We start from the raw sequence: 21549 nt of genomic DNA, 5'->3' as shown, positions 1-21549 counted from the left end.
TTCAAATTGAATGGCCTCAGAAATTCCTCAACCAACCCGCACATGTGGTCGTCTAAAAGTATTGACCATGCGATGACCCGCTGTGTATAGTCTTTCGAACCAGGGTGAATCGCCCGGTGGCCCCTCCACCAAGCAAGAGTAGTCCCAAGCCTCATCGCATTTTAGCGAAATTGTGAGTAGAGAGCCTACCCCTATGAAAGACCACGCCTACTTGTTGCGCGGAATTTTCGCCGCCATCTGTGCCAGTCTTCTAGTTTTCGTCGCCGGTTCAACTCAAAAAGCGTCGGCAGCGCCACAAAAAAGTCCGGTGCTGTATAGCGCTTCGAGTTCATCGACCCGAGCCGTCGCGCTCGAGTCGGTAACGTTGCGCGCCGAGCCGTTTCAGTTGACGTCCGACGGTTATTTCGGCGCAGGCGATACCCGAACGCGCATCGCCCTGTTCGGCACGGACTTCGAGTTTCTCCAAGGTGAAGGCGTGAACGCCTTGAGCGCGGACGCGCAGGATGCAGCCGGAGCAATCTATCCGCTAAATGTGGAGTACGTCGGCACGGTCCCGAATTTCGACGGCGTTTACATGGTGATCGTGCGGCTGAATGATTCGATGCCGGCGAATGTCGGCGACGTTCTGATGCGCTTAAGGCTGCACGGAATGGCGAGCAATCGCGTGCGCGTCGCCATCGGACAAGTTGGCGGCGGACCGCCGGACGATTTTCCGGGCGTAGGAACGCCGGCGCCGGCAACACCGCCGGGCGCGGTAACACCGATGACCCTCGCGCAGTATCAGGCTCAATACGACAGTCCGAGTTTTCCGGACGACGGTGACATCGCCAGATTCCTCGAACAAACATCATGGGGGGCGAAAGGTGACCGCAGTGATTTCAACCAGGTCCGCCAGATGGGCATCAACGCCTACCTCAACCAACAATTCAACGATCCAGTAGCTAACATTCCGAAGGGATCCAACTATCCCGATTTGGCTTTTCCGTCCGACGACTCCAGTCAGGGCTGTCCGAGTGGAAGTCCGGCAACATGCGGACGAGATAATTACTCGCTGTATCCCGTTCAGAGAACTTTTTTCACCAATAGTCTTTCAAGATCGGATCAACTGCGTCAGCGCGTGGCGTTCGCACTTCACCAGATGGTTGTCGTCTCAGGTGTTAGTCCGCTTGATCGACCGAGCTGGATGACCACGTATCTTCAGATACTCGATCGCGGCGCATTCGGGAACTATCGGACATTCCTTGGGGAGATCACCCTTAATCCCGTCATGGGCGATTACCTCGACATGAAGCTGAGCACCCGGACGAACCAGAACGAAAACTTCGCGCGCGAAGTGCTTCAGCTCTTCTCGATTGGTGTGAACGAGTTGAATTCTGACGGCACGGTGAAGATAGATGCGCAGGGCGTTCCGATACCTGCTTACACGCAGACGCACGTAAACGAATTCACGCGTCTCTTTACCGGTTGGCGAGAAGTGCAAGGTGGGCTGACACCACCAGCCGGAATGACCGGTTCCGTCATTAATTACCGTGATCCGATGGCGCCGCGCGGCGGAACGAACCACGACTTTAACCCGAAGACCCTGTTCAATGGCGTGATAACGCCCCAATGCTCCAGTGCGAGTGGTACCGCTAATATCAATTGCGCCATCGCAGATCTGACGATTGGTCTGGACAACATCTACAATCACGCGAACGTCGCTCCCTTTGTCAGCAAACAACTCATCCAGCATCTGGTCACGAGCAATCCCAGCCCGGCGTACGTCGCGCGGGTGGCGACGGTTTTCAACAGCAACCGCACTAACCCGACGCAGATGCAGGAAGTTGTGAGAGCGATCCTGCTCGATCCTGAAGCGCGCGGGAGCGTTAAGACCGATCCGAACTACGGCAAGTTGCGCGAGCCAATCCAATACCTCACGAACATTCTGCGTGGCTTCAATGCCACCAGCGATGGCGTGATCGCGAACCGATCGCCATCGTCGCTCGGCGACATGACGCTATACCTGGATCAATCATTGTTTCAGCCACCGACGGTATTCAGCTATTACCAGCCAGAGTACCAGGTGCCGGGAACCGGCATTCTGGGACCGGCCTTCGGCATCCTTTCAACTTCCACGACATTACGGCGCGCGAACGTGGCGAATCAGCTGGTCTATTCGGGAATTCCAATAAACGCGACGAACGCGCCGATTGGAACTCAACTGAGCCTGTCATCACTGGAAGCTCAGGCAAGCAATCCCGGCGCGATTGCGGATGCGCTCAACGCGCTGCTCTTGCACGGCACCATGTCAACGCAGTTCCGGAACTCGATTATCACCGCGATGAACGCGATCCCAACCTCGGACGGTAACTTCGCGCGCAAGCGGGCTCAGGTCGCCGTTTACCTGGTAACAACTTCGTCTCAGTTCGACGTACAGAGATAACAATCATGGCACCATCACGCAGAGATTTCTTACGGACGGGCGCATGCGCGCTCGGCGGCGCGGCGCTGGCTTCCAGCTTCGATAGCTTTGGCCTGGTTCACGCCTTAACGCCACAAGCGGCGACGGACTATCGCGCGCTGGTCTGTATTTTTCTAAACGGCGGCAACGATGGGAATAACATGGTTGTCGATCTCAACCAGTACAGTTCGTACGCGGCCGCTCGCGGAGTTGATTTGGCCATTCCTCAGGCAAATCTGCTGGCGGTTTCTCCGGTCACAGGCGGCTCTTATGGACTTCACCCCAACCTGACCGGGTTGCGAGACTTATTTAATCCGCCGTTTCAGAAGTTAGCGGTGCTCTCGAATGTTGGTCCTCTGGTTGAACCGCTCACCAAGGCCACTTACCTGGGTTCCGGCAAAAAACCGCTTCAATTGTTTTCACACTCGGATCAGGTGGGTTTGTTTCAGACGTCGATCGCGAACGTGGTCGCTCAGACCGGATGGGGCGGCCGCGTGGCCGACACTGTCGGCGGTTTGAATGGCTCGGCGACATTTCCGCAGAACGTTTCGATCGCCGGGATCAATTTGCTGTTGACGGGCGTGAACACACGGCAACTTGCGGTGGCTGACTCAGGCACGTCGCTGGCCAATGTGCTGCAACTGATTATGGCCGGCACGTCCGGCGAAGTGGCTTCGAAGACGACTGCGTTCAACGCCTTGCGCACCTATGATCGGGACTTCACCTTGATCAAGGCTGCGAGTGACACGCGCACCAGCGCCATGCAAACCGATCAGGCGTTGAGCACTGTAAATCCGATCCTGACTACGGTGTTTCCGAATACGTCGCTCGGGCGGCAACTCCTGCAAGTCGCGCGTTTGATCAAAGCTTCAAACGATGCGACGGCCGGAATCAACATGAAGCGACAGATTTTCTTCTGCCAGATCGGGGGCTTCGATACCCATAGCACTCAACTCACCGGTCAGGGCAACCTAATGACGCAACTTAGCGCGGCCATGAGGGCGTTTTATGACGCCACCGTTGAGTTGGGCCTGGCGAACAACGTTACGACGTTCACCTTGTCCGATTTCGGGCGCACGCTTCAGGTGTCCGGTGCCGGCGCGCAAGCGGGCACCGACCACGGCTGGGGTAACAATCATTTCATCATGGGTGGCTCAGTTGTGGGCGGACGTTTCTACGGAAGTTATCCGACCCTTCAATTGGGAGGGCCCGATGACACCAATAATCCGGGCTCGAGTGCTCGTGGGCGTTGGATACCGACGACTTCAGTTGAGCAATATGCGGCGACACTCGCCACCTGGTATGGATTATCTTCAGTTGATCTCCCCGCAGTGTTTCCTTTGATTGGGAGGTTCTCGTCTCCGACCCTCCCATTCATGACTTAACTTGGGAATCTGTCAGTAAAAATCTAGAATGCCTAGCGATCACCCGCTAGGCTATTTTAGTTAGGAGTGAGAGCAGAACCGAAAATGTGGAGTAGTTATCACCGACGGTTACTGATTGTAGTCCTGCTGCTGGCCGGCGCTGCTGCCTTGCTGGTTTCCAACAGCCTGCTGAATCCCACCGCCGGCGCATTCTCAGCGGGACCACCGCCCGGTTACGCGCGCGCGCCTGGCGAAGAGCCCGAAGCCTGTGCCGAGTGCCACCTGTCGTCTGGCGATCCGGGTGCGGGACAAATTTCGATCACGGTTCCGCCCACGTACGTTCCGGGGCAAACGTATCAAGTCACCGTGACTCATACGAATCCTGATACATCGCGCCTGCGGTGGGGATTTCAACTCACGGCGCTCGATTCTTCGGACGATAAGGCCGGCGAGTTGCAGAACACGAGCGTACTTACGCAAGTGATTACGGGTGGGCCGGGTGGCAATCGTCAGTACATTGAGCACAGTTCCAGCGGCACTTTCATCAATCAGCAGGGCGGAGCGAGTTGGACATTCAATTGGGTTGCGCCTGCGACGGACGTTGGAGTGGTGACGTTTTATGCCGCGGGCAATCACGCGAATAACGACGGCAACACTTCGGGCGACTACATCTACTTTACGTTTGCCAGTTCACAACCGGCGGCCGCCACACCAGATTTCTCCGTGAGTGGGTCGCCGTCGTTGCAGACTGTTGCTCCGGGCAACGGCACGACTTACAACATAACAGCAACGCCTGCTAACGGATTCACCGGAAATGTTTCTTTGAGCATCAGCGGCTTGCCGACGGACGCGAATGCTTCGTTCGATCCCACGTCGGTGAATCTAACGGACACCACAGCCAAATCTTCCACCTTGTCCGTGACCACTGGTTCCAATACGCCCGTCGGTACATTCCCGCTCACCATTACAGCAATCAGCGGGATGCTTCAGCACACCACGAATGTTTCATTGCGCGTGGTGAGTGCTACCAGCGCAGACGTTTCGATAACCAAGACCGCGTCGCCCAACCCCGGGCTCTCAGGTTCGACGCTCACTTATCGCTTAGTGATCGGGAATAGCGGCCCAGCTGCAGCGACCAATGTGAATGTCACGGACAATCTGCCCGGCGGAGTCACATTTGGATCGGCAACGACGACCCAGGGCTCCTGCAGCGGCACGGGCCCCGTAAATTGCAGCATCGGAACTTTGGCCAGCGGCGCGTCGGCGATTGTCACTATCACGGTCACGCCCACCGCGTCGGGCCAGATTACAAACAACGCGACGGTAACCGCCACGGAAGCCGATCCCGATTCATCGAACAACACGGCGGCGCTCATCACGGTTATCGACACTCCACCACCGGCGCCGATTCTGCTCGATCAGAATCTCACTGTTAGCCCCGTCGTCACCGGCTTGGATCAGCCGACGACGATGGCATTTCTCAAGGCGAACGAATTTTTCGTACTTGAGAGAGCTACCGGGCGGGTCCAAAGGGTCCTCAACGGTCAACTACAAGCGCCCGCTCTCGATCTTGCCGTTAATAACAACTCTGAGCGCGGCCTGCTTGGCATTGCACTGCACCCCAACTTCGCTTTCAACGGGTACGTGTATCTGTATTGGACCGAGAGCAGTACCGGAGCCGACACAGCCGATGTGGCAAGCGTGCCGACACTTGGCAATCGCGTTGACCGGTACATCTGGAATGGCTCGAGCCTGACGTTCGATCGCAACTTAATCAGGCTGCGCGCGGTGCAGGAGGATGCGGGTCAACCGCAGCGTGGGAATCACAATGGCGGCATCGTCCGGTTCGGCCTCGACGGAAAACTTTACATCCTGATCGGTGATGTAGGGCGCAGAGGCTTCCTGCAGAATCTGAATTGCGGTCCGACTGCGACTTGTCCCGGGCCGATGGTTGCTGACGATCAATTCGGAGGGCCAGAGCCCGATAACAATCACCTTACCGGAGCAATTCTTCGTCTGAACGATGACGGTTCGACGCCGGCGGACAACCCGTATGCCGGCATTCCTACCGTGCAAGAGACCGAGATTACGGCCAACATTCGCAAGTTGTTTGCGTACGGCATCCGCAATAGCTTTGGGATGGCTTTCGATCCGTGGTCGGGAAATCTTTGGACGCAAGAGAATGGCGACGATGCATTCGATGAGATTAATCGCGTGCCCGCAGGATTCAACGGGGGTTGGGTGCAATTGATTGGACCCTCGAGCCGGATTGCCGAATACAAATCAATTGAAACAACCTACGGTAATGGCACGATGCAGCAATTGCGTTGGCCACCGACTCTGATTGCCGACACGCCGGCAGAAGCGCTGTCGCGTCTCTACTCGCTGCCGGGTTCGCAGTACGTCGAGCCACAGTTTTCGTGGAAATATGCGCTCGCACCCTCACCAATTGGATTCGTGAATGGCAACGGACTCGGCGCCGAATACAACGGAGATTTGTTTGTCGGCGCGTCACGGACGACGCTGTTTGGGGGCTACCTGTTCCGCTTTAAGTTGTCGGGCGATCGGCAGTCCCTCGCGTTCAGCGATTCGCGGTTGCAGGATAAAGTCGCCGACAACCTGGACAAGTTCGACGTTACGGAAAGCGACAGTCTGTTAATCGGCAAAAACTTCGGGGTCACAACCGATATTCAAACCGGACCAGACGGTAACCTGTACGTCGTTTCGCTTTCGAACGGCGCCATCTATCGCATTACCAGCGAACAACCGACAGTGTTCGTGGCTAATCTCACGGGCGCGCAGGAGGTGCCGCCTAACAGTTCGACGGCGACAGGCACAGCGACCTTGTTGCTGGATCCAAACGAAGACGAAGCGCGCCTGGCATTAGACTTTTCCGGATTGTCGAGCGCGCAAACCGGAGCTCATATCCATGGCCCGGGTGCCGCGGGTAGCTCCGCGCCAATCTTGTTCCACCTGGCAAATGGGAGCTTGAGCGACGTCGTGATCTCGCTGACGCCAACCGACGTGCAGAATCTCAAGAATGGGTTGCTGTACATCAACGTTCACAGTAGCAACTTCCCGAACGGTGAAATACGCGGGCAGTTTGGGACATCATCCTCAGCGAGCAGCATCCAGTTCAACGCCGCGACTTATCGCTTCAGCGAGTCTGCAGGCGTGGCGACGGTCAACGTCACACGGTTGGGCGACATTTCCAGCGCGGCGGCTGTGAGTTACGCCACCAGCGACTCTGCGGGCGGCCCCAACAACTGTAACGTCGTTTCGGGTAACGCCTCCGCGCAATGTGATTACACCACGACCATCGGCAAACTGAATTTCGCTGCCGGCGAGACTCTCAAAACGATCAGCATTCCCATCACGAACGATGTTTACGCAGAAGGCGATGAGAATTTCACCTTGTCTCTGACGTCCGCAACCGGAGCATTGCTCGGCTCGCCGAACGTCGCGACCACCACGATTAGCGACAACGAAACTACGAATGGCACTAACCCAATCGACTCTAGTGACTTCTTTGTTTATCAGCACTACATTGATTTCCTGAATCGCCAGCCGGATCCGAGTGGCTACGCGTTCTGGATCAATAACATTGAATCCTGCGGTGCAGATGCCGGATGCCGCGAAGTCAAACGCATCCACACGTCGGCGGCTTTCTTTCAGTCAATTGAATTTCACGAGACCGGTCTGGTGGCATACCTGACGAATCGCGCTGCCTTCGGAAATATGAGCGCGCCCAATCCGCCGGTACCGCTAACCTACAATCAATTCGTCAACGACGCGCAGATACTGCAAAAGGACTTTGTGTTTGGTGCACCCGGGGCTGAGGCCCAGCTCGAGGCAAATAAGCAGGCGTACTTTAACGAGTTCGTTACTCGTCCAGCCTTTGTCGCGAAATACGGCGCCTTATCGAATCGCGATTTCGTAGACACCTTGTTTGCGACCGCGACTGTTGCTACGACAACAGGCGAATTGACGATCGCCGGCTTGAATGGCGCTCAAGTGGTACCTCCAACTGCGTCAACTGCAACCGGCGTCGTGACTGTGCGTCAGCCCATTAGCGGCTTAACGTTTTCGGCATCACTGTCTTTCACCGGACTAAGCAGCGCGGAAACGGTGGCGCATCTTCACGGGCCAGCGGCCACAAACGCAAACGGCCCCATTATTGCCACGTTGCCGAACGGCCAAGTAGTGAACTTCCCAATTACGCTTACTCTGGCTCAAGCTCAGCAATTGGCGAGCGGGCAGTTATACGTGGATGTGCATACAACGAATTTTCCGGAAGGCGAAATCCGTGCGCGACTCCCAAACGTTCAATTTGTGCGGGACGTGATTTTAAATGCGCTCGACGCCGGATTGATCACACGCGCGCAGGCGCTGCGACTGGTGGCCGAATCAGCGTTTCTGAAGCAGAACGAATTCAGGCGCGCGTTCGTCTTAATGGAATACTTCGGCTATCTCCGGCGCGATCCCGACACAGCGGGCTATAACTTCTGGCTGACAAAACTCAACAGCTTCAATGGCGATTTCGTCAAGGCAGAGATGGTGAAGGCCTTTATTACTTCGACTGAGTATCGACAACGATTCGGGCCGTGACGTTTAGTCGCGTGGTTCCAGTTTGCCTGACACAGGCTACTTGAATACGCACCCCGTGCTTTACTTCGGAGCAGTACGCGCCCCGCCGTGCCCGTCTAATGACGATCCGCGTGTAACCTCAAGCCGTTCCGCAAATTCGGTCGCAACCCCTTCTTCTACTTTTCGGCGACATAACGTCCACGCGTTTGCAGTCCTACGAGTCGTGGCCTGCCGCCTAACGAATCGACCAGTGTTTTATCTCAAGATCTTAATTGCGTCTTAAGACACGACTGAATTAACATTCGCCCTCAATGTTCTTAACCTGAGAGGTGCCATTGCTCGCCCGTCCCCATTCAATCCGAATAGAGAGGAAATCATGAAGACCAAATCCCCCGTTGCCCTGCTGTGTGTTCTGCTAATCACTTTGTTCGCGGCAACTGTGGCTGTCGCGCAGTCTCAAGCCACGACTGGCAACATCGAAGGTCGTGTCACTGACCCGAATGGCGCTGCCGTCGCGGGCGTAAACGTAACCGCCACAAACCAGGACACAGCATTCGAGAAAGCCGCCACCTCAGACACCGACGGAATTTTTCTGATTACGTTTCTGCCGCCGGGCAAGTACCGCGTGATCACTTCCGGCAGCCAGGGCTTTGCTTCCGCTGAATACCGAAATGTCATTGTCACGGTCGGCAGTAAGACACCGCTCGACATCGACCTTCAGGTCGGCACCACGACGGCAATGGTCGACGTCTCCGCGCAGGGGCAGATCGTTGAGACGACGCGGACTTCTGTTTCGTCTGTCATCAACGAGCGCGCAATCGAAAACCTTCCGGTCAACGGTCGCAACTTTCTCGACTTCGCGACCCTGACGCCGGGAGTAGTGCGCGAACCAACGCGCGCAGGCGACCTGTCGGTTGGTGGGCAAAAGGGAACTCTCAACAGTCTGCAAGTTGACGGCGCCGACAACAACAATACTTTCTTCGGCCAGTCATTCGGCCGCACCGGGACGCGCCCGCCCTATCAGTTTTCCGAAGAGTCGGTCCAGGAGTTTCAAGTTAATCAGAATGGCTTTTCGGCTGAGTTCGGCCGGGCCGGCGGTGCGATCATTAACGTCGTCACAAAGTCCGGTACGAACGAATGGCACGGCAGTGCCTTCGAATTCTTCCGCGACGAGTCACTGAATTCGAACACGCCCATTCTGACCGCGCGCGGGGCCAAGCGACCCAAGTCCCAGATCAACCAGTTTGGCGGCACGCTCGGCGGACCGATCAAACGCGACCGTGCCTTCTTCTTTGCCGCTTTCGACGGGCAACGTTCGACGATCCCCAACGTTGTGGACGCGCCGAATTTCTCCGCCCAATCGGCGGCGATTCAGGCGCTGCTTTCGCCGAAGATGGGAACTTACAACATTGGCCGCGATCAGAATGTGTTCATGGTGAAGACAGACATTCGGTTGAACGACTCAAACCAGCTGGTGTTTCGCTTCAACCAGCAGAACTTCACCGGCAACAACAACGAGAATGGTGGCCCGCTCAGCGTTGAGGAGCACTCTGGCAACAGCGTGGCAAAGACCACTACCTTCTCCGGTTCGTTGACTTCGACTCTGACCAGCAGCGTAGTCAACGAATTTCGTTTCCAATTCGGCCGCGACCGCGAGCCGGGCACCGCCAATAGCGACGTCGTTGAGGCGCGTATTCAAACGGGCGGCGGCTTCTTGCAGTTGGGGCGCAACAACTTCAGCCCGCGCGAAACCACCATCAAGCGTTGGCAGTTCATCGACACCCTTAGTTACACGCGCGGTGCGCACAGCTGGAAATTCGGAGCCGACCTGAACTTCGACCGGATATTCAACTTCTTCCCCGGTTTGTTCACCGGCCAGTACACGTTCAACTCATACGCGCTCTTTGCTTCGAATACTCCGGCTTCCTTCACGCAAAATTTTGCGGGGCCGAATACTTCCGGCGGGACGACGAATCCGGACATGAGCGACTATGGATTCTTTGTTCAGGATGACTGGCGCGCTACGCCGAACCTGACGCTCAACTTCGGTCTGCGCTATGACTACCAGAAGATGGCCGACCCGACGGTGAACAATCCGAGCGCGGCGCTGGCAGCGCTGGGACTAAGCACGACGACGCCGGTGCGCGACGGCAACAACTTTTCGCCGCGATTCGGCTTTAGTTATGCCTTTAACGAAAAGACTGTTTTGCGCGGCGGTTATGGAATTTTCTTCGGCCGCACCCCGGCAATCATGCTCGGGACCGCGCATTCGCAGAACGGCATCCAGGTCACCGGCGTGACTCTGAATTGCACACTGGTTCCGAATCCGTGCCCGACCTATCCGGCAATCTTCACGACGCCACCGGCGGCCGGAGCACAGACACCGAGTCTCTATCTGTTTGCGAGAGACTACGCGCAGCCGTACGTTCAGCAAGGCCGGCTCGGCATCGAGCGCGAACTCATGGCCAACACGAGTTTGTCAGTCACCTGGATGTATTTCCGCGGTGTCCATCTTTCGCGCGCGCGGGACATCAATCTGGGTGCTCCGGTTCCGACGGTGGTGACCGATCCGGCGGGACAAACATTTACTGTTTTGCGCCATCCCGCGGCGCGACCGATTACCGCATTTACACGCATCACTCTGTTCGAGAGTACCGGAGACTCGCGTTACAACGGACTGGCAATCGAGTTGAAGCGTCGCTTCGTACGCAATTTACAGTTCATCGCCGCGTACACCGCCTCGAGTGCGAAAGACAACAAACCGGAACAGACGATGGTGGTCGTCGGCACCGACGATATCAAAGGTTTGATGAACAATCAGGACATCAACGCGGACTGGGCGCGTAGCGACCTTGATATTCGTCACCGACTTGTCTTCAGTCCCATTTACGAAATTGGCCGAGTCGCCGAAAACAATGCGTTCGCCAGCGCCCTGCTTAGTCACTGGACGTTCTCCGGCATCATTACGCTCCAAAGTGGATTTGCGTATTCCGCTTTGATTGCCGGCGACGCAAATCGCGACGGGAACGCGGCGACAGATCGGGTCCCCGGCACTGCGCGCAATGCCTTCACGACTCCCAGTATTTACATATTCGATACGCGCGTGACTAAGTCTTTCCGTTTCGGCGAGCGGTACAACCTTAGTTTCATCGCGGAAGCGTTTAATCTCTTTAACCGTTCGAACCTGGCGACTGTCAACACCGGCCGTTACGGCATTGCGAGTTCTTCAGCAATTGTCTTGACCAACCCCGCTGCCGCGACACCATTTGGTGGGCCGCGCACGTTTCTCGGCGAGCGGCAGATTCAGCTTGGGTTGCGGTTTAGGTTCTGAACCGGCGGTTAATCCGGGCATGCAACAGGCGTCGTTTTCATTTGAGCGGCGCCTGTGTGTATTTGGACTTGCGAAGAGGCTGAGGAGCGTCGGGTTTCACTTTTCCATCTGACCGCTGACGACTTCTTTAAGCAGCGTCTCTTCAGGATCAATCTGAATTGAGATGGGAACTCTGCCGGTGCGCAGTGTCGCCGTTGCGACTTTGCCTTTCGGAAACAGGGTGAGAGAAGTTGTCTTGCCTTCACTGGTGACTGTGACCGGAACTGGATCCGAGAATGGCGCACCGGCTTGCGTCTGCTTCAGGATGATCGTGACTGAGTTATTGCCATTTTGCATTTCCGCAGCTTGCGAAGACCATTCGTAAACCGGATGGCCGCTGCCGTAAATCCAGCGCGCGAAAAACGTACGCAGATTCTTGCCTGAACTCTTTTCCAACGCGGCTCTTAAATCTTCGGTCGTCGCGTTTCCTTCACGATGTGCGTTGTAAAAGTTCCGCAGTCCGCGGAAGAATGCTTCATCACCAAGTTGCTTGCGCAACATGTGCAGGACCCAGGCGCCTTTCTCGTAATTGTTCGGGTTCAGCAGCTGCATTAAGTTCTGGGTTTCCGTGTCGTGAATCGGCGCATTCCGCTTCTCCTCATAGGCAAAGTAAGCTCTCGCAGCATCACGCAGGTACTCGCGAAAGGCCTCCTCGCCATCATGTTTCTCGATGAACAACGCCGCAAAGTACGTCGCGAAACCTTCACTCAGCCAAAGGTCGGCCCATGTCGATTGCGTGACCGAATCTCCGAACCACTGGTGTGCGATTTCGTGGGCGACCAGGCTCTCGATGCGTTGAGGAATGCCGAAATGCGCGCTCATCTTTTCGTCTGGGTTCCGATTGAACACCGTGCTGGCGAAGACGATAGCGCTGGAGTTTTCCATCCCGCCAAACTGAGTGGCGCCCACGATCAGCGCCAGCTTCTCGTACGGATAAGGGCCGATCGTTTGACTGAAGTAGGCGAGCGATGGCGCCGCGGGCGAGAATCCTTTCGGCGCATACTCCGCGTCCCGATGCGGCACGTTATAAAAAAGGTTTGTGATGCTTTTGTCGGGCGAGTTGATGATCGCACCCTGGTTCACCGCCACAACCATGCAGTAAGGTGGAATCGGTTTTGTCTCAGCAAACTTGCGAAGCTCACGATGTTGCTGGGCAGGCGAGGGAGCGTCTACGGTGGTTAAAGATAACAATTTTCCATTGGCTATCACCTGATAACCCGAAGGAGCAGTTACGTTGAATGAAACCGCTGCTTTAGCCGAGGGATGATCCAGCGTTGGGATCCAATGATGGACACGGTTAGGCCAATTGTCCCCGGTCGCGGAAGGTTTGCCGTCGCCATCATTCGCTAAAATCAGCCCGTCCTTCGGCCGGCCGTGATAGCCAATCGTAATTTTCAATTCAGCGCCGTTCCGCGGAGCGACAGGCAGCATAACGTCCAGCGTGTTGGACGTCCTCTGGTAACGCGCCGGCTTACCGGCAACTGTGACCGAAGTGATCGGCATCTCGCCGAAATCAAAATCTATTTTCGTGACGTTCGGCTTCAGCACGCGCAGCGTGACTTCGGTCCTGGCCGACGAAATCTCGGTCATCGCATCGTTGAAAGACAGCGAGACGTCGTAATGAAGCGGGCGCCAGTTGGTGACCGAGCGTTCGCGGCGCTGCGCGGGAACAAGTGTGGCGCAGCAAGCGAGAACTATCGCTGCAAAGAAAATGCGCGTGGCGCGCGGTGAAAACAGAAAGCCCCGGACGATTGTCATGCTGTCTCTCATCGTATCCCCAGCATTAAAAGCGCGGACCGATCGGAGACGCGTCCGTCGGTGTCGCGCCAGTTCTGATAAACGGCTCGTTCAGTCTCCGTCACCGGTCGATTGCCGAGCTTGGCCGCCGGCGTCCGCTCGAACGCGCGATCAGTCAACGCCATATGAGCTCTGCGCACGTGAAGCGATTCCGGACTCGTCAAAGCAGCTTCTGCGCTTTCCGGATCGGCGAAGAATTCTTCATAAGCCATCAAATGCCAGACGCGATCGGTCTCATGCTCTTCAACGGCAATAACTCGCAATAATCCGAAGCCACTCTCGAGCTGAAAGATCAGATCATCGCCAGGCGCAAACGGTGCGTCCATCTAAGTCTCCTGCCGCTCAGATTAACAGAGAGCCAGTGTCAGCCGTAAGTGAGTTCGTTGCCAAACGTGGAAATGCGAAACTACAATCCAGCCGTTGAGCCAATTCGATCCGAAAAAGAATTATTACGAAGTTTTGGGTGCTGAGGATGGCGCTTCGCGCCGTGATATCGAACGCCTGTATCGGCGGCTGGCGCACCGGCGACATCCGGATCGCGGAGGCTCAGAAGACGAAATGAAAGCGCTGAACGAAGCTTACGCGGTGCTGCACGATGACACGATGCGAAAGGATTATGACCAACAGAGAAGACGACCGATCGCGCCGACGCCTTTTATCAACACGGCGTCGCCCGCACGTGAAGTGGGCGCATATGGACAGGCGTTGAATGCGTTGGGGTGTTTGGCCGCGGGCTTCATGTTGTTGTTGCTGGTTCGATTCAATGGACTCTGGTTTCTGTGGCCGCTGGGAATTCTCGCGATGGGCGTTATGTTGTTCGGTGTTCTTATCGCGCATTCGGCAGTGAGGAACCTGCGCGAATCATTGCCGGCGGCGCATCCCGTCCGCCGGCTTCGCGCGGTACAGGAACTCGCGTTCTGGACGATCGTGCTGGCCGCGGTCTACGGTCTTTACTTGATTCTCACTGCCGTGTGACGGACACTCCGCAACAATGGTGACAGGTCTTGATGCGCTGTTCCTGGAAGTGAACAACCTCGAAGAGTCTTTGTCTTTTTATCGCGGCCAACTTGGCTTCGTTTTGGAGTCGCACAACGCCGACGCCGAGCCGCCCATGGCCACTGTGCGGGCGAGCGCTTTGAAAATCAATCTGGTCCAGCAGCTCGAGACGATGTTGAAGCGCGGTCGGGGCGTTCACTTTGTGCTGGGCGTGGAGGACGTTGATGAGCTCTTCGCAAAAATCTCTGCTATCGATCATAGTGTTCCGTCACCACGCGATGAAGGCTGGGGTGGCAGATTTATCAGCGTGCTCGATCCCGACAATTATCGACTGGTGCTTGTTGAATGGAATGCGAATCAAACCGAAGTGAGGTGAGGAAATGGGCTATCAGCACGTGGAAAATCTTCTGATCAGATTCCGTGGTCAGTCCGTGGACATCAAGACAATTTCCGGCGCAGTGTACGAAGGAATTATTGCAGATATCACGAATGATTATGTTGCGCTAAAAGTGCGTGGACAGGATGGCGAAACAGACAATGTCATCGTACTTTTGCACAGCATTGAGTCTATTTTGCCGCGCGGTTGAACTTGATTTGGGCCACTCGTGCGCTGTGCAATTACGTCATTTTTTGTTAAGAAAAAAGTTTTGTAAAAAACGTATTCTTTGGGTTGCATCGAAAGTGTGAGTTGTGCATAATCATCGCGCGTCCGCCTCCCCGGTGGACGAAGTGGTCGCGTGGGGTGAGGACACGTGGCCTTAGGGTGGGGCTTGTGGGAGGGCCCCGCCCGCTTTTATTTTCAGGGCCTCTTAAATCGCGCGCGACTAATCACTTCAATCCAACAACTCATTTCAGCGGTTGACATTCAGTTTAAAGGGCATAACATACCGCAGGATAATCAGCCCCCGGGCCGCTTTATCTAAGGACAATGAAGCATCGAGCCACCCGCAGGTGAGCAACGCCACAGTCGGCGCTTTTTGAAGTTGCACGCTGTGGCATTTTTGCGCTCTTCAGTCAGTTGCGGGTTCGCTCCGGTTAGAGACGAATGGCCTCATTTAAGCGTTGGTTGGTCGGAAGTCCGATCAAGACAGCGCGCTTAACACACGAGAGACTCACTAAGAAGATCGCGCTCGCGATCTTCGCGTCAGACGCCCTCTCATCTACCGCCTACGCCACTGAACAAATACTTCTCGTGCTCGCCGCCGCATACATGGCCGGGCAAACGGGTTCTTTCGGAAAAGTTATTCCGATTTCGCTTGCGATCAGCGCGCTCCTGATCATCGTTGCGACGAGTTACCGGCAGACCATTCGCGCCTATCCGTCAGGGGGCGGAGCGTTCATCGTTGCCAAAGAGAATCTCGGCACGACGCCGGGCTTGATCGCCGGCGCGTCGCTGCTGATCGATTATTGTCTTACGGTTTCAGTTTCCACCTCGGCGGGGGTTGAAGCGATCACTTCAGCGATGGTGGGCACTCGTTTCGCCTGGCTTCATGATCATCGAGTAGCCCTCTGCTTTTTCTTCATCACTTTCATCATGCTGGCGAACTTGCGCGGAGTTCGCGAGGCGGGATCATTTTTCGCCGCGCCCAGCTATGCGTTCATCGTGAGTTTCCTCGGTCTGATTAGTTATGGGTTGATCAGTTACTACATAAGTCCCGACGTTGCCCCCATTCCCGATGATGCGAACATGAAAATCGCTGAGGGTTATGGCGTTCAATCGTTGAGTTTATTTCTGCTGCTTGGTGCCTTCGCTAATGGTTGCGCCGCGCTCACGGGTATCGAGGCGATATCAAACGGCGTCCAGGCCTTTAAACAGCCTGAGTCTAAGAATGCCGCGATCACCCTGACCGTGATGGCCGGGCTATTGGTGACGATGTTTATTGGCGCAAGCGTGCTCGCATACCTTTTCGGCGTACATCCGCAGCACCGTGAAACCGTTATTTCGCAAATCGCGCGCGCTGTTTTTACCGGGCCCGTGGGATGGTTCTATTACGTGGTGCAGGCAACTACCGCGGGAATCCTCATTCTGGCCGCCAATACATCGTTCTCCGGCTTTCCTCGCCTGGCCTCGTTGCTCGCCAAGGACCGCTTTCTGCCGCGCCAACTTGCGAACCTGGGAGATCGGCTCGTTTTCTCAAACGGTATCGTCGTGCTTGCAGTCTTTTCCGGCACGCTCGTCTGGGCGTTTGGCGCGGACACCAGCCGGTTGATTCCCCTATACGCGGTGGGCGTGTTTCTAGGCTTCACCTTGTCACAGTCCGGCATGGTCATACATTGGTGGAAAGAAGGAAAGCAGCTCAAAGCGATGCGCGCGGTAGTCGCCACCGGCAATGTCGGCGCCGAGATGCCGATCGAGAAAAAGCGATCGGCAGAGGTAATGCCCACTGGAAAACTCGACGCCAGCCGATTGACCAAATCCGGCGAAGAGCCCAAGACCCTCGCCGAGGTGGCCGCACTGGAAAAGAAATCGCATTGGAAAAAGTACCTTGCTATAAATGGGGTAGGCGCCCTCGCGACTTTCCTCGTGCTCACTGTCTTCCTGGTCACGAAGTTCACCCATGGCGCATGGATCGTCGTGGTATTGATTCCTCTGATGGTTTTCATGTTCAAGCGAATTCACCGTCACTACATCGAAGTCGCCGAACAACTTTCTACCGAAGGCCTCAGTCAGCTTCGTCCCATACACCACGAAGTGATCGTGCCCATCTCGGGAATACACCGGGGCGTGATCGAGGCGCTTGAGTACGCAAAGTCGATCGCGCCGCATCACGTCACGGCTGTTTACGTGAACCTGGATGACGAAGCAGCGAAGAAGCTGCGCGAAAAGTGGCAACAGTGGGGCTCGGGCGTAAACCTGGTGGTCGTGGCTTCGCCGTACCGCTCGCTTGCCAGACCGCTTTTGAACTATGTCGATCGCGTCAAACGCACCAAGAAAGGCGTAGTTACCATCGTTCTCCCGGAATTCGTTCCCGCCAAGTGGTGGCAGAATCTGCTGCACAATCAGAACACTCTGTTCTTGAAAGGTGCTCTGCTTTTTAAGAAGGGAATTGTGGTGACGAACGTGCCCTACCACCTCGAACACTAAATGCCTGTCCTAAGCGCTGGCGCTGTAGGCCTTGCCGGCCAGGAAACATGCGCGGCAATAAACCGGACGTCCTTGTGAAGGATAGAAGGGAACTGTCGTTTGTTGCCCGCACTGCGCGCAGACGACCGTGACTTCGATACGCTGGCGCACCCCGGAAGTGTGGGACGCGGTGACGGCCGCCAGTCGCTCGTTCTTTGCCTGCTTGCAAACCTTGCAGCGCTTTGGCGGGTTCTTCAGTCCCTTGTCGTGAAAAAAGATCTGTTCGCCGGCCGTCCACAGAAAGCTCTCACCACAGTCGACGCACTTGAGGTTCTCGTCGTGAAGTTCAGACGACTGGACGTCGCTGGTTGCGAGGACTTCGCTGTCTGACATACTGTCTCCTCCTCACATGGATGCACGCGGCGACCGGCAGGAGCGGATTCGCACGAACGGATCAGTTAACTGACGAGGAGGCCGAGAAAGACTAGATTGAATGCTGTCAGGTTTGAATAACGGGCGAGCACTCAAAAACTGACGGCCACAGCGCGTGCAACTTATAACTAAGGCGCAGTGCTGTCAAGCGTTTTTGCGGCGAAAATCATCGCCTAAATTCGTTTAGTGAGAAGAGAATAATGAGGATTCTGGTTGTCGGCTCAGGCGGGCGCGAGCACGCGCTGGTTTGGGCTCTTAAAAAGACGAGCACGCAGCCCATGGAAGTCTTCTGTGCGCCCGGCAACGCAGGGATCGCCGAGATTGCTCAATGCGTTGCGATTGGTGTAACGGATGTTGGCGCGCTCGCTGATTTTGCCCACCGCGAGCAGATCGACTTAACGATGGTCGGGCCGGAAGCGTCGCTCGCCGAAGGCGTCGTTGATGAATTCGAACGTCGCGGACTTCGGATCGTCGGCCCCCGCAGGCAGGCAGCGCAACTGGAAACCAGCAAAGTGTTTGCAAAAGACTTCATGCAGCGTCATGGAATTCCGACTGCGCGCTACCGCGTTGCAGCTTCTGCCGACGAGGCGATCAAGATTCTGAGAAGCGGCGAGTTCGGCGATGAAAGCTCACCCATCGTCGTGAAGGCCGACGGATTGGCTGCGGGGAAAGGAGTCGTCGTGGCTCGCTCGCGCGACGAAGCGGAAAAAGCCCTGGCTGACCTTATCGCGCTGGGTTCGGCAGCAGAGCGCATCCTCATTGAAGAAGTACTGACTGGCCCAGAAGCATCGGTCCTTCTGTTTTCCGACGGCAAGGACTTTCGGTTAATGCCCGCCGCGCGCGATCACAAGCGCGTTGGTGAAGGTGACACCGGACCGAACACCGGCGGCATGGGATCGATCACCGACGCAAGCGTTATCGAGTACGATGTTTTGAAGAGAGTCGCTCGCGAAATAATCGACCCGACGCTACGCGGCGCGCGTGCGGAAGGTTTTCCTTTCCGCGGGATTCTCTTCATCGGCCTGATGCTGACGAGCGACGGCCCGCGCGTATTGGAATACAACGTGCGCTTTGGCGATCCAGAGACGCAAGCGATTCTGATAAGGCTGCAAACTGATCTATCCGCCATTTTTGAGGCGATCGTTGATCAGCGTCTCGGCGAACTCGAGGTGCAATGGTCGAACGATTCGTCCGCCTGCGTCGTATTGGCGGCCCGGGGTTATCCCGGCAAACCTGAAACCGGGACCGTAATCGAAGGTCTCGAACGCGCTGCTAAACACGAGAACGTGGAGATCTTTCACGCGGCCACCTCCCGCGGATCAAGTGCCGAACGGCTGACGGCGGGTGGTCGCGTGCTTGGGTTGACGGCAACCGGTGAAACGCTCGACGCGGCATTGGCCCGCTGCTATGCCGCTGTGGGCGATATTCACTGGGACGGAATGCACTATCGCCGGGACATCGGCCGGCCGGCAGCACCCAACATGGCACCGGGCGGTTAACGGGCCAGCTCTTACTGCCCGCTGCTCACTGTCTGTTATACTCACCGCGAAAATTGCCCGGACTGCAACCGTTTGCGCGCCCTTAACGTACAACCCAAGGCGCTATTGCGTGGCTTGTGAAGTCAAACCGGCAAATCTAAACCTCTGGAGGATGAAAACATGGGACTGTGGACGAGACTAAAACGTTCAATGCGCGCGCTGTTTGGCGGCGCGATCGAGAGGACTGAGGATCCGGAACTCATTCTCCAGCAGACAATCCGCGACATGCGGGATCGCATTCCCGATCTAAATAATTCCGTGGCGCAAGTGATGGCAACCGAAAAGCTGCTTGCCAAGAACAAAGAGCGGCTTGAGGCGCAGGTAGTCGATCTTGATTCGAAGATTAAGGCGTCGATCAAGATGAGCCGCGATGACATCGCCACGGCCTACATCGGGCAGCTTCAGCAGGCGCAGGTCGATTTGCAGAAGACCGTCCATCAGCATGAACACGCGCAACTCGCTTCGAAGCAGGCGCTCAAAGCCCGCGACAACTACATGCTCCAGATGCAACGGCGCACCGCCGAAGCGATGCAGCTAATCAATCAATCCAAGCAAGCCAAGTTGCAGGAACAGTTGGCACAGACGATGGCATCTTTCCAGCTTGGGGATGATGCCGGGACATTCGACGAGATGCGGGACAAGATTGACCGCCGTGCGGCTGCCGCTGAAGCCAAGATGCAGTTGGGCACATCATCGGTTGACACTCAAATGCAGGAGATCGAGCGCGAAGCAATGGACATGCAGTTGCAGGACAAGCTGCTCTCCTACAAGAAGGAGATGGGCTTGCTGCCGGCCGGAACTGAGGCAGGCTCGCCGCAGGCTTTGCCGGCGCAGGGCGAAACCAGTCGCCAGCCCTAAAACCGTTTCCGAGCATCCAACGTGCTGGCAGTAGCCCGACCGCGAGGGAGGGCTCAAGTTAGAAACAAGTGCCCAACAGTTTTCGTACGATAGATGGACTTGTCGAAGATCGATTTCCGATATGTGAAAGAGGCGTTCAAGGAGCCTCTGAATTTCTGGGGCATGGCAGGGTTCGCCGTCGCGGCCGCCTTTTTCTGGGATGTCACGCCTTTGTTGATGGGTCTGGGCGGCGAAGCGGTTTATTTAACAGTTGTGCCAGCCAGTCCTTTCTACCGCCGTTATATTGAGCGCCGCGAGAAGCAGCGACAGCATAAGCTGCGCGAAGCCCAGCGCGAACAGTTGATCAAGGCGCTTGACCCGCGCGAACGCGAGGCAGTCGAGTACCTGCGGTGGATGAAAAATCAGATCTATTCGAATTACCGCAAGTTCACCAACAGCAAAGAAATTCCTTCCAACCTGGAAACCCTCGATCAGCGCTGGGAAGACTTCGTTGATTTGCTCGACGTGTATCGCCGCCGCAAGCATCACCTTCGCTCAATCAATCGTCAGGCTGTTCAGAACCAGCTGAAGCAAGCTGAACACGCCATCCAAACCGCCACCGACGATCGGCAGAAGCGCATCCAACAAGCCAACGCGGAAATTCTCAAGCGGCGCGTGGCGGCCTTTAACGATCTCGAACGTTCAGTGCGCCTCGTTGAAGGACAATTGCAGTCCATCGAAAACTTCTTCGGATTGGTCAACGATCAGGTGGTGACGTTGCCGACGCCTGAGCGGGTTTCGGCCCTGCACTTCGAACAGCTCAGCGATTCGATTGCGATGACCCGTCAAATGCTGGAAGAAACCGCGGACACATTTGGCATGCTCGACAATCAAAACCGAGAACTGGATCTGCTTCTCTCTGGCGGTTCGAGGCAGTAGCCTGACCGTGTCAGAGGGCGACAACCAAGACGGCGTGGCTACGCCTCTCTAACAGTCGGGCTACTGCCCCGCAATCGACTGATTTGCCGCCACTTAACCCCTCAAGTATTTCCTCAGAAAACCCACTCTATCGTGTTGAAAAAAAAAGTCACCACAACATATTGACATCCTGAAAACTCAGGAGT

Annotated in this window: 14 protein-coding genes; 11 read left to right on the top strand and 3 right to left on the bottom strand. The window is 56.1% G+C overall.

The annotated features are described in order from the left end of the window. Positions 1 to 193 precede the first annotated feature (193 nt). From VFX97_01690 to VFX97_01675, 4 genes are all read left to right on the top strand, one after another. On the top strand, positions 194 to 2422 hold the full coding sequence (locus VFX97_01690; GenBank protein HEX5701914.1) for a DUF1800 domain-containing protein: 2229 nt from the start codon (positions 194 to 196) through the stop codon (positions 2420 to 2422). 5 nt (positions 2423 to 2427) lie between these two features. Then, positions 2428 to 3825 carry a DUF1501 domain-containing protein gene (locus tag VFX97_01685; GenBank protein HEX5701913.1) on the top strand — a complete coding sequence of 466 codons (1398 nt, stop codon included), beginning with the start codon at positions 2428 to 2430 and terminating at the stop codon, positions 3823 to 3825. Positions 3826 to 3909: 84 nt separating this feature from the next. Next, positions 3910 to 8412: a CHRD domain-containing protein gene (locus VFX97_01680; GenBank protein HEX5701912.1), complete on the top strand. Its 4503-nt coding sequence runs from the start codon at positions 3910 to 3912 to the stop codon at positions 8410 to 8412. Positions 8413 to 8767: 355 nt separating this feature from the next. Further along, the gene (locus VFX97_01675; protein HEX5701911.1) at positions 8768 to 11722 is read left to right on the top strand and encodes a TonB-dependent receptor; all 2955 of its coding nucleotides are present in this window, start codon (positions 8768 to 8770) and stop codon (positions 11720 to 11722) included. Between the two features lie 96 nt (positions 11723 to 11818). On the opposite strand, the gene VFX97_01670 is transcribed toward VFX97_01675, so the two are convergent. Further along, positions 11819 to 13519 carry a M1 family metallopeptidase gene (locus VFX97_01670; protein ID HEX5701910.1) on the bottom strand — a complete coding sequence of 567 codons (1701 nt, stop codon included), beginning with the start codon at positions 13517 to 13519 and terminating at the stop codon, positions 11819 to 11821. A gap of 8 nt (positions 13520 to 13527) precedes the next feature. After that, the gene (locus VFX97_01665; protein HEX5701909.1) at positions 13528 to 13884 is read right to left on the bottom strand and encodes a hypothetical protein; all 357 of its coding nucleotides are present in this window, start codon (positions 13882 to 13884) and stop codon (positions 13528 to 13530) included. Positions 13885 to 13978: 94 nt separating this feature from the next. Here VFX97_01665 and VFX97_01660 point away from each other — a divergent pair, with 94 nt between their 5' ends. The 4 genes from VFX97_01660 (at position 13979) to VFX97_01645 (ending at position 17639) form a co-directional block, all read left to right on the top strand. After that, complete coding sequence (locus VFX97_01660) at positions 13979 to 14533, top strand: DnaJ domain-containing protein (protein ID HEX5701908.1); 555 nt, start codon at positions 13979 to 13981, stop codon at positions 14531 to 14533. 16 nt (positions 14534 to 14549) lie between these two features. Next, positions 14550 to 14930, top strand: a complete 381-nt coding sequence (locus tag VFX97_01655; protein ID HEX5701907.1) for a VOC family protein — start codon at positions 14550 to 14552, stop codon at positions 14928 to 14930. Positions 14931 to 14934: 4 nt separating this feature from the next. Continuing rightward, the gene (locus VFX97_01650) at positions 14935 to 15141 is read left to right on the top strand and encodes a DUF2642 domain-containing protein (GenBank protein HEX5701906.1); all 207 of its coding nucleotides are present in this window, start codon (positions 14935 to 14937) and stop codon (positions 15139 to 15141) included. A 458-nt stretch (positions 15142 to 15599) separates the two neighbouring features. Beyond that, positions 15600 to 17639: an APC family permease gene (locus VFX97_01645; protein ID HEX5701905.1), complete on the top strand. Its 2040-nt coding sequence runs from the start codon at positions 15600 to 15602 to the stop codon at positions 17637 to 17639. A gap of 9 nt (positions 17640 to 17648) precedes the next feature. On the opposite strand, the gene VFX97_01640 is transcribed toward VFX97_01645, so the two are convergent. Continuing rightward, positions 17649 to 18011 (bottom strand): zinc-ribbon domain containing protein, encoded by a 363-nt coding sequence (locus VFX97_01640; GenBank protein ID HEX5701904.1) that lies wholly within the window; start codon positions 18009 to 18011, stop codon positions 17649 to 17651. Between the two features lie 239 nt (positions 18012 to 18250). On the opposite strand from VFX97_01640, the gene purD reads away from it, so the two are divergent. The 3 genes from purD (at position 18251) to VFX97_01625 (ending at position 21364) form a co-directional block, all read left to right on the top strand. Then, positions 18251 to 19549: a phosphoribosylamine--glycine ligase gene (gene purD, locus VFX97_01635; GenBank protein HEX5701903.1), complete on the top strand. Its 1299-nt coding sequence runs from the start codon at positions 18251 to 18253 to the stop codon at positions 19547 to 19549. 159 nt (positions 19550 to 19708) lie between these two features. Next, positions 19709 to 20446, top strand: a complete 738-nt coding sequence (locus VFX97_01630) for a PspA/IM30 family protein (GenBank protein HEX5701902.1) — start codon at positions 19709 to 19711, stop codon at positions 20444 to 20446. A 93-nt stretch (positions 20447 to 20539) separates the two neighbouring features. Beyond that, positions 20540 to 21364 carry a hypothetical protein gene (locus tag VFX97_01625; GenBank protein HEX5701901.1) on the top strand — a complete coding sequence of 275 codons (825 nt, stop codon included), beginning with the start codon at positions 20540 to 20542 and terminating at the stop codon, positions 21362 to 21364. Positions 21365 to 21549 lie beyond the last annotated feature (185 nt).

It is taken from the genome of Pyrinomonadaceae bacterium (assembly GCA_036277115.1).
GTDB lineage: Bacteria > Acidobacteriota > Blastocatellia > Pyrinomonadales > Pyrinomonadaceae > UBA11740.
The sequence above is the reverse complement of the archived record's forward strand: the minus strand, read 5'-3'. Positions and strand labels throughout refer to the sequence as shown.

Excerpts from the sequence above, each read along its gene's own strand:
- VFX97_01690 (HEX5701914.1), top strand. The coding sequence starts at position 194 with ATGAAAGACCACGCCTACTTGTTGCGCGGAATTTTCGCCGCCATCTGT.
- VFX97_01685 (HEX5701913.1), top strand. The coding sequence starts at position 2,428 with ATGGCACCATCACGCAGAGATTTCTTACGGACGGGCGCATGCGCGCTC.
- VFX97_01680 (HEX5701912.1), top strand. The coding sequence starts at position 3,910 with ATGTGGAGTAGTTATCACCGACGGTTACTGATTGTAGTCCTGCTGCTG.
- VFX97_01675 (HEX5701911.1), top strand. The coding sequence starts at position 8,768 with ATGAAGACCAAATCCCCCGTTGCCCTGCTGTGTGTTCTGCTAATCACT.
- VFX97_01670 (HEX5701910.1), bottom strand. The coding sequence starts at position 13,519 with ATGACAATCGTCCGGGGCTTTCTGTTTTCACCGCGCGCCACGCGCATT.
- VFX97_01665 (HEX5701909.1), bottom strand. The coding sequence starts at position 13,884 with ATGGACGCACCGTTTGCGCCTGGCGATGATCTGATCTTTCAGCTCGAG.
- VFX97_01655 (HEX5701907.1), top strand. The coding sequence starts at position 14,550 with ATGGTGACAGGTCTTGATGCGCTGTTCCTGGAAGTGAACAACCTCGAA.
- VFX97_01650 (HEX5701906.1), top strand. The coding sequence starts at position 14,935 with ATGGGCTATCAGCACGTGGAAAATCTTCTGATCAGATTCCGTGGTCAG.
- VFX97_01645 (HEX5701905.1), top strand. The coding sequence starts at position 15,600 with ATGGCCTCATTTAAGCGTTGGTTGGTCGGAAGTCCGATCAAGACAGCG.
- VFX97_01640 (HEX5701904.1), bottom strand. The coding sequence starts at position 18,011 with ATGTCAGACAGCGAAGTCCTCGCAACCAGCGACGTCCAGTCGTCTGAA.
- purD (HEX5701903.1), top strand. The coding sequence starts at position 18,251 with ATGAGGATTCTGGTTGTCGGCTCAGGCGGGCGCGAGCACGCGCTGGTT.
- VFX97_01630 (HEX5701902.1), top strand. The coding sequence starts at position 19,709 with ATGGGACTGTGGACGAGACTAAAACGTTCAATGCGCGCGCTGTTTGGC.
- VFX97_01625 (HEX5701901.1), top strand. The coding sequence starts at position 20,540 with ATGGACTTGTCGAAGATCGATTTCCGATATGTGAAAGAGGCGTTCAAG.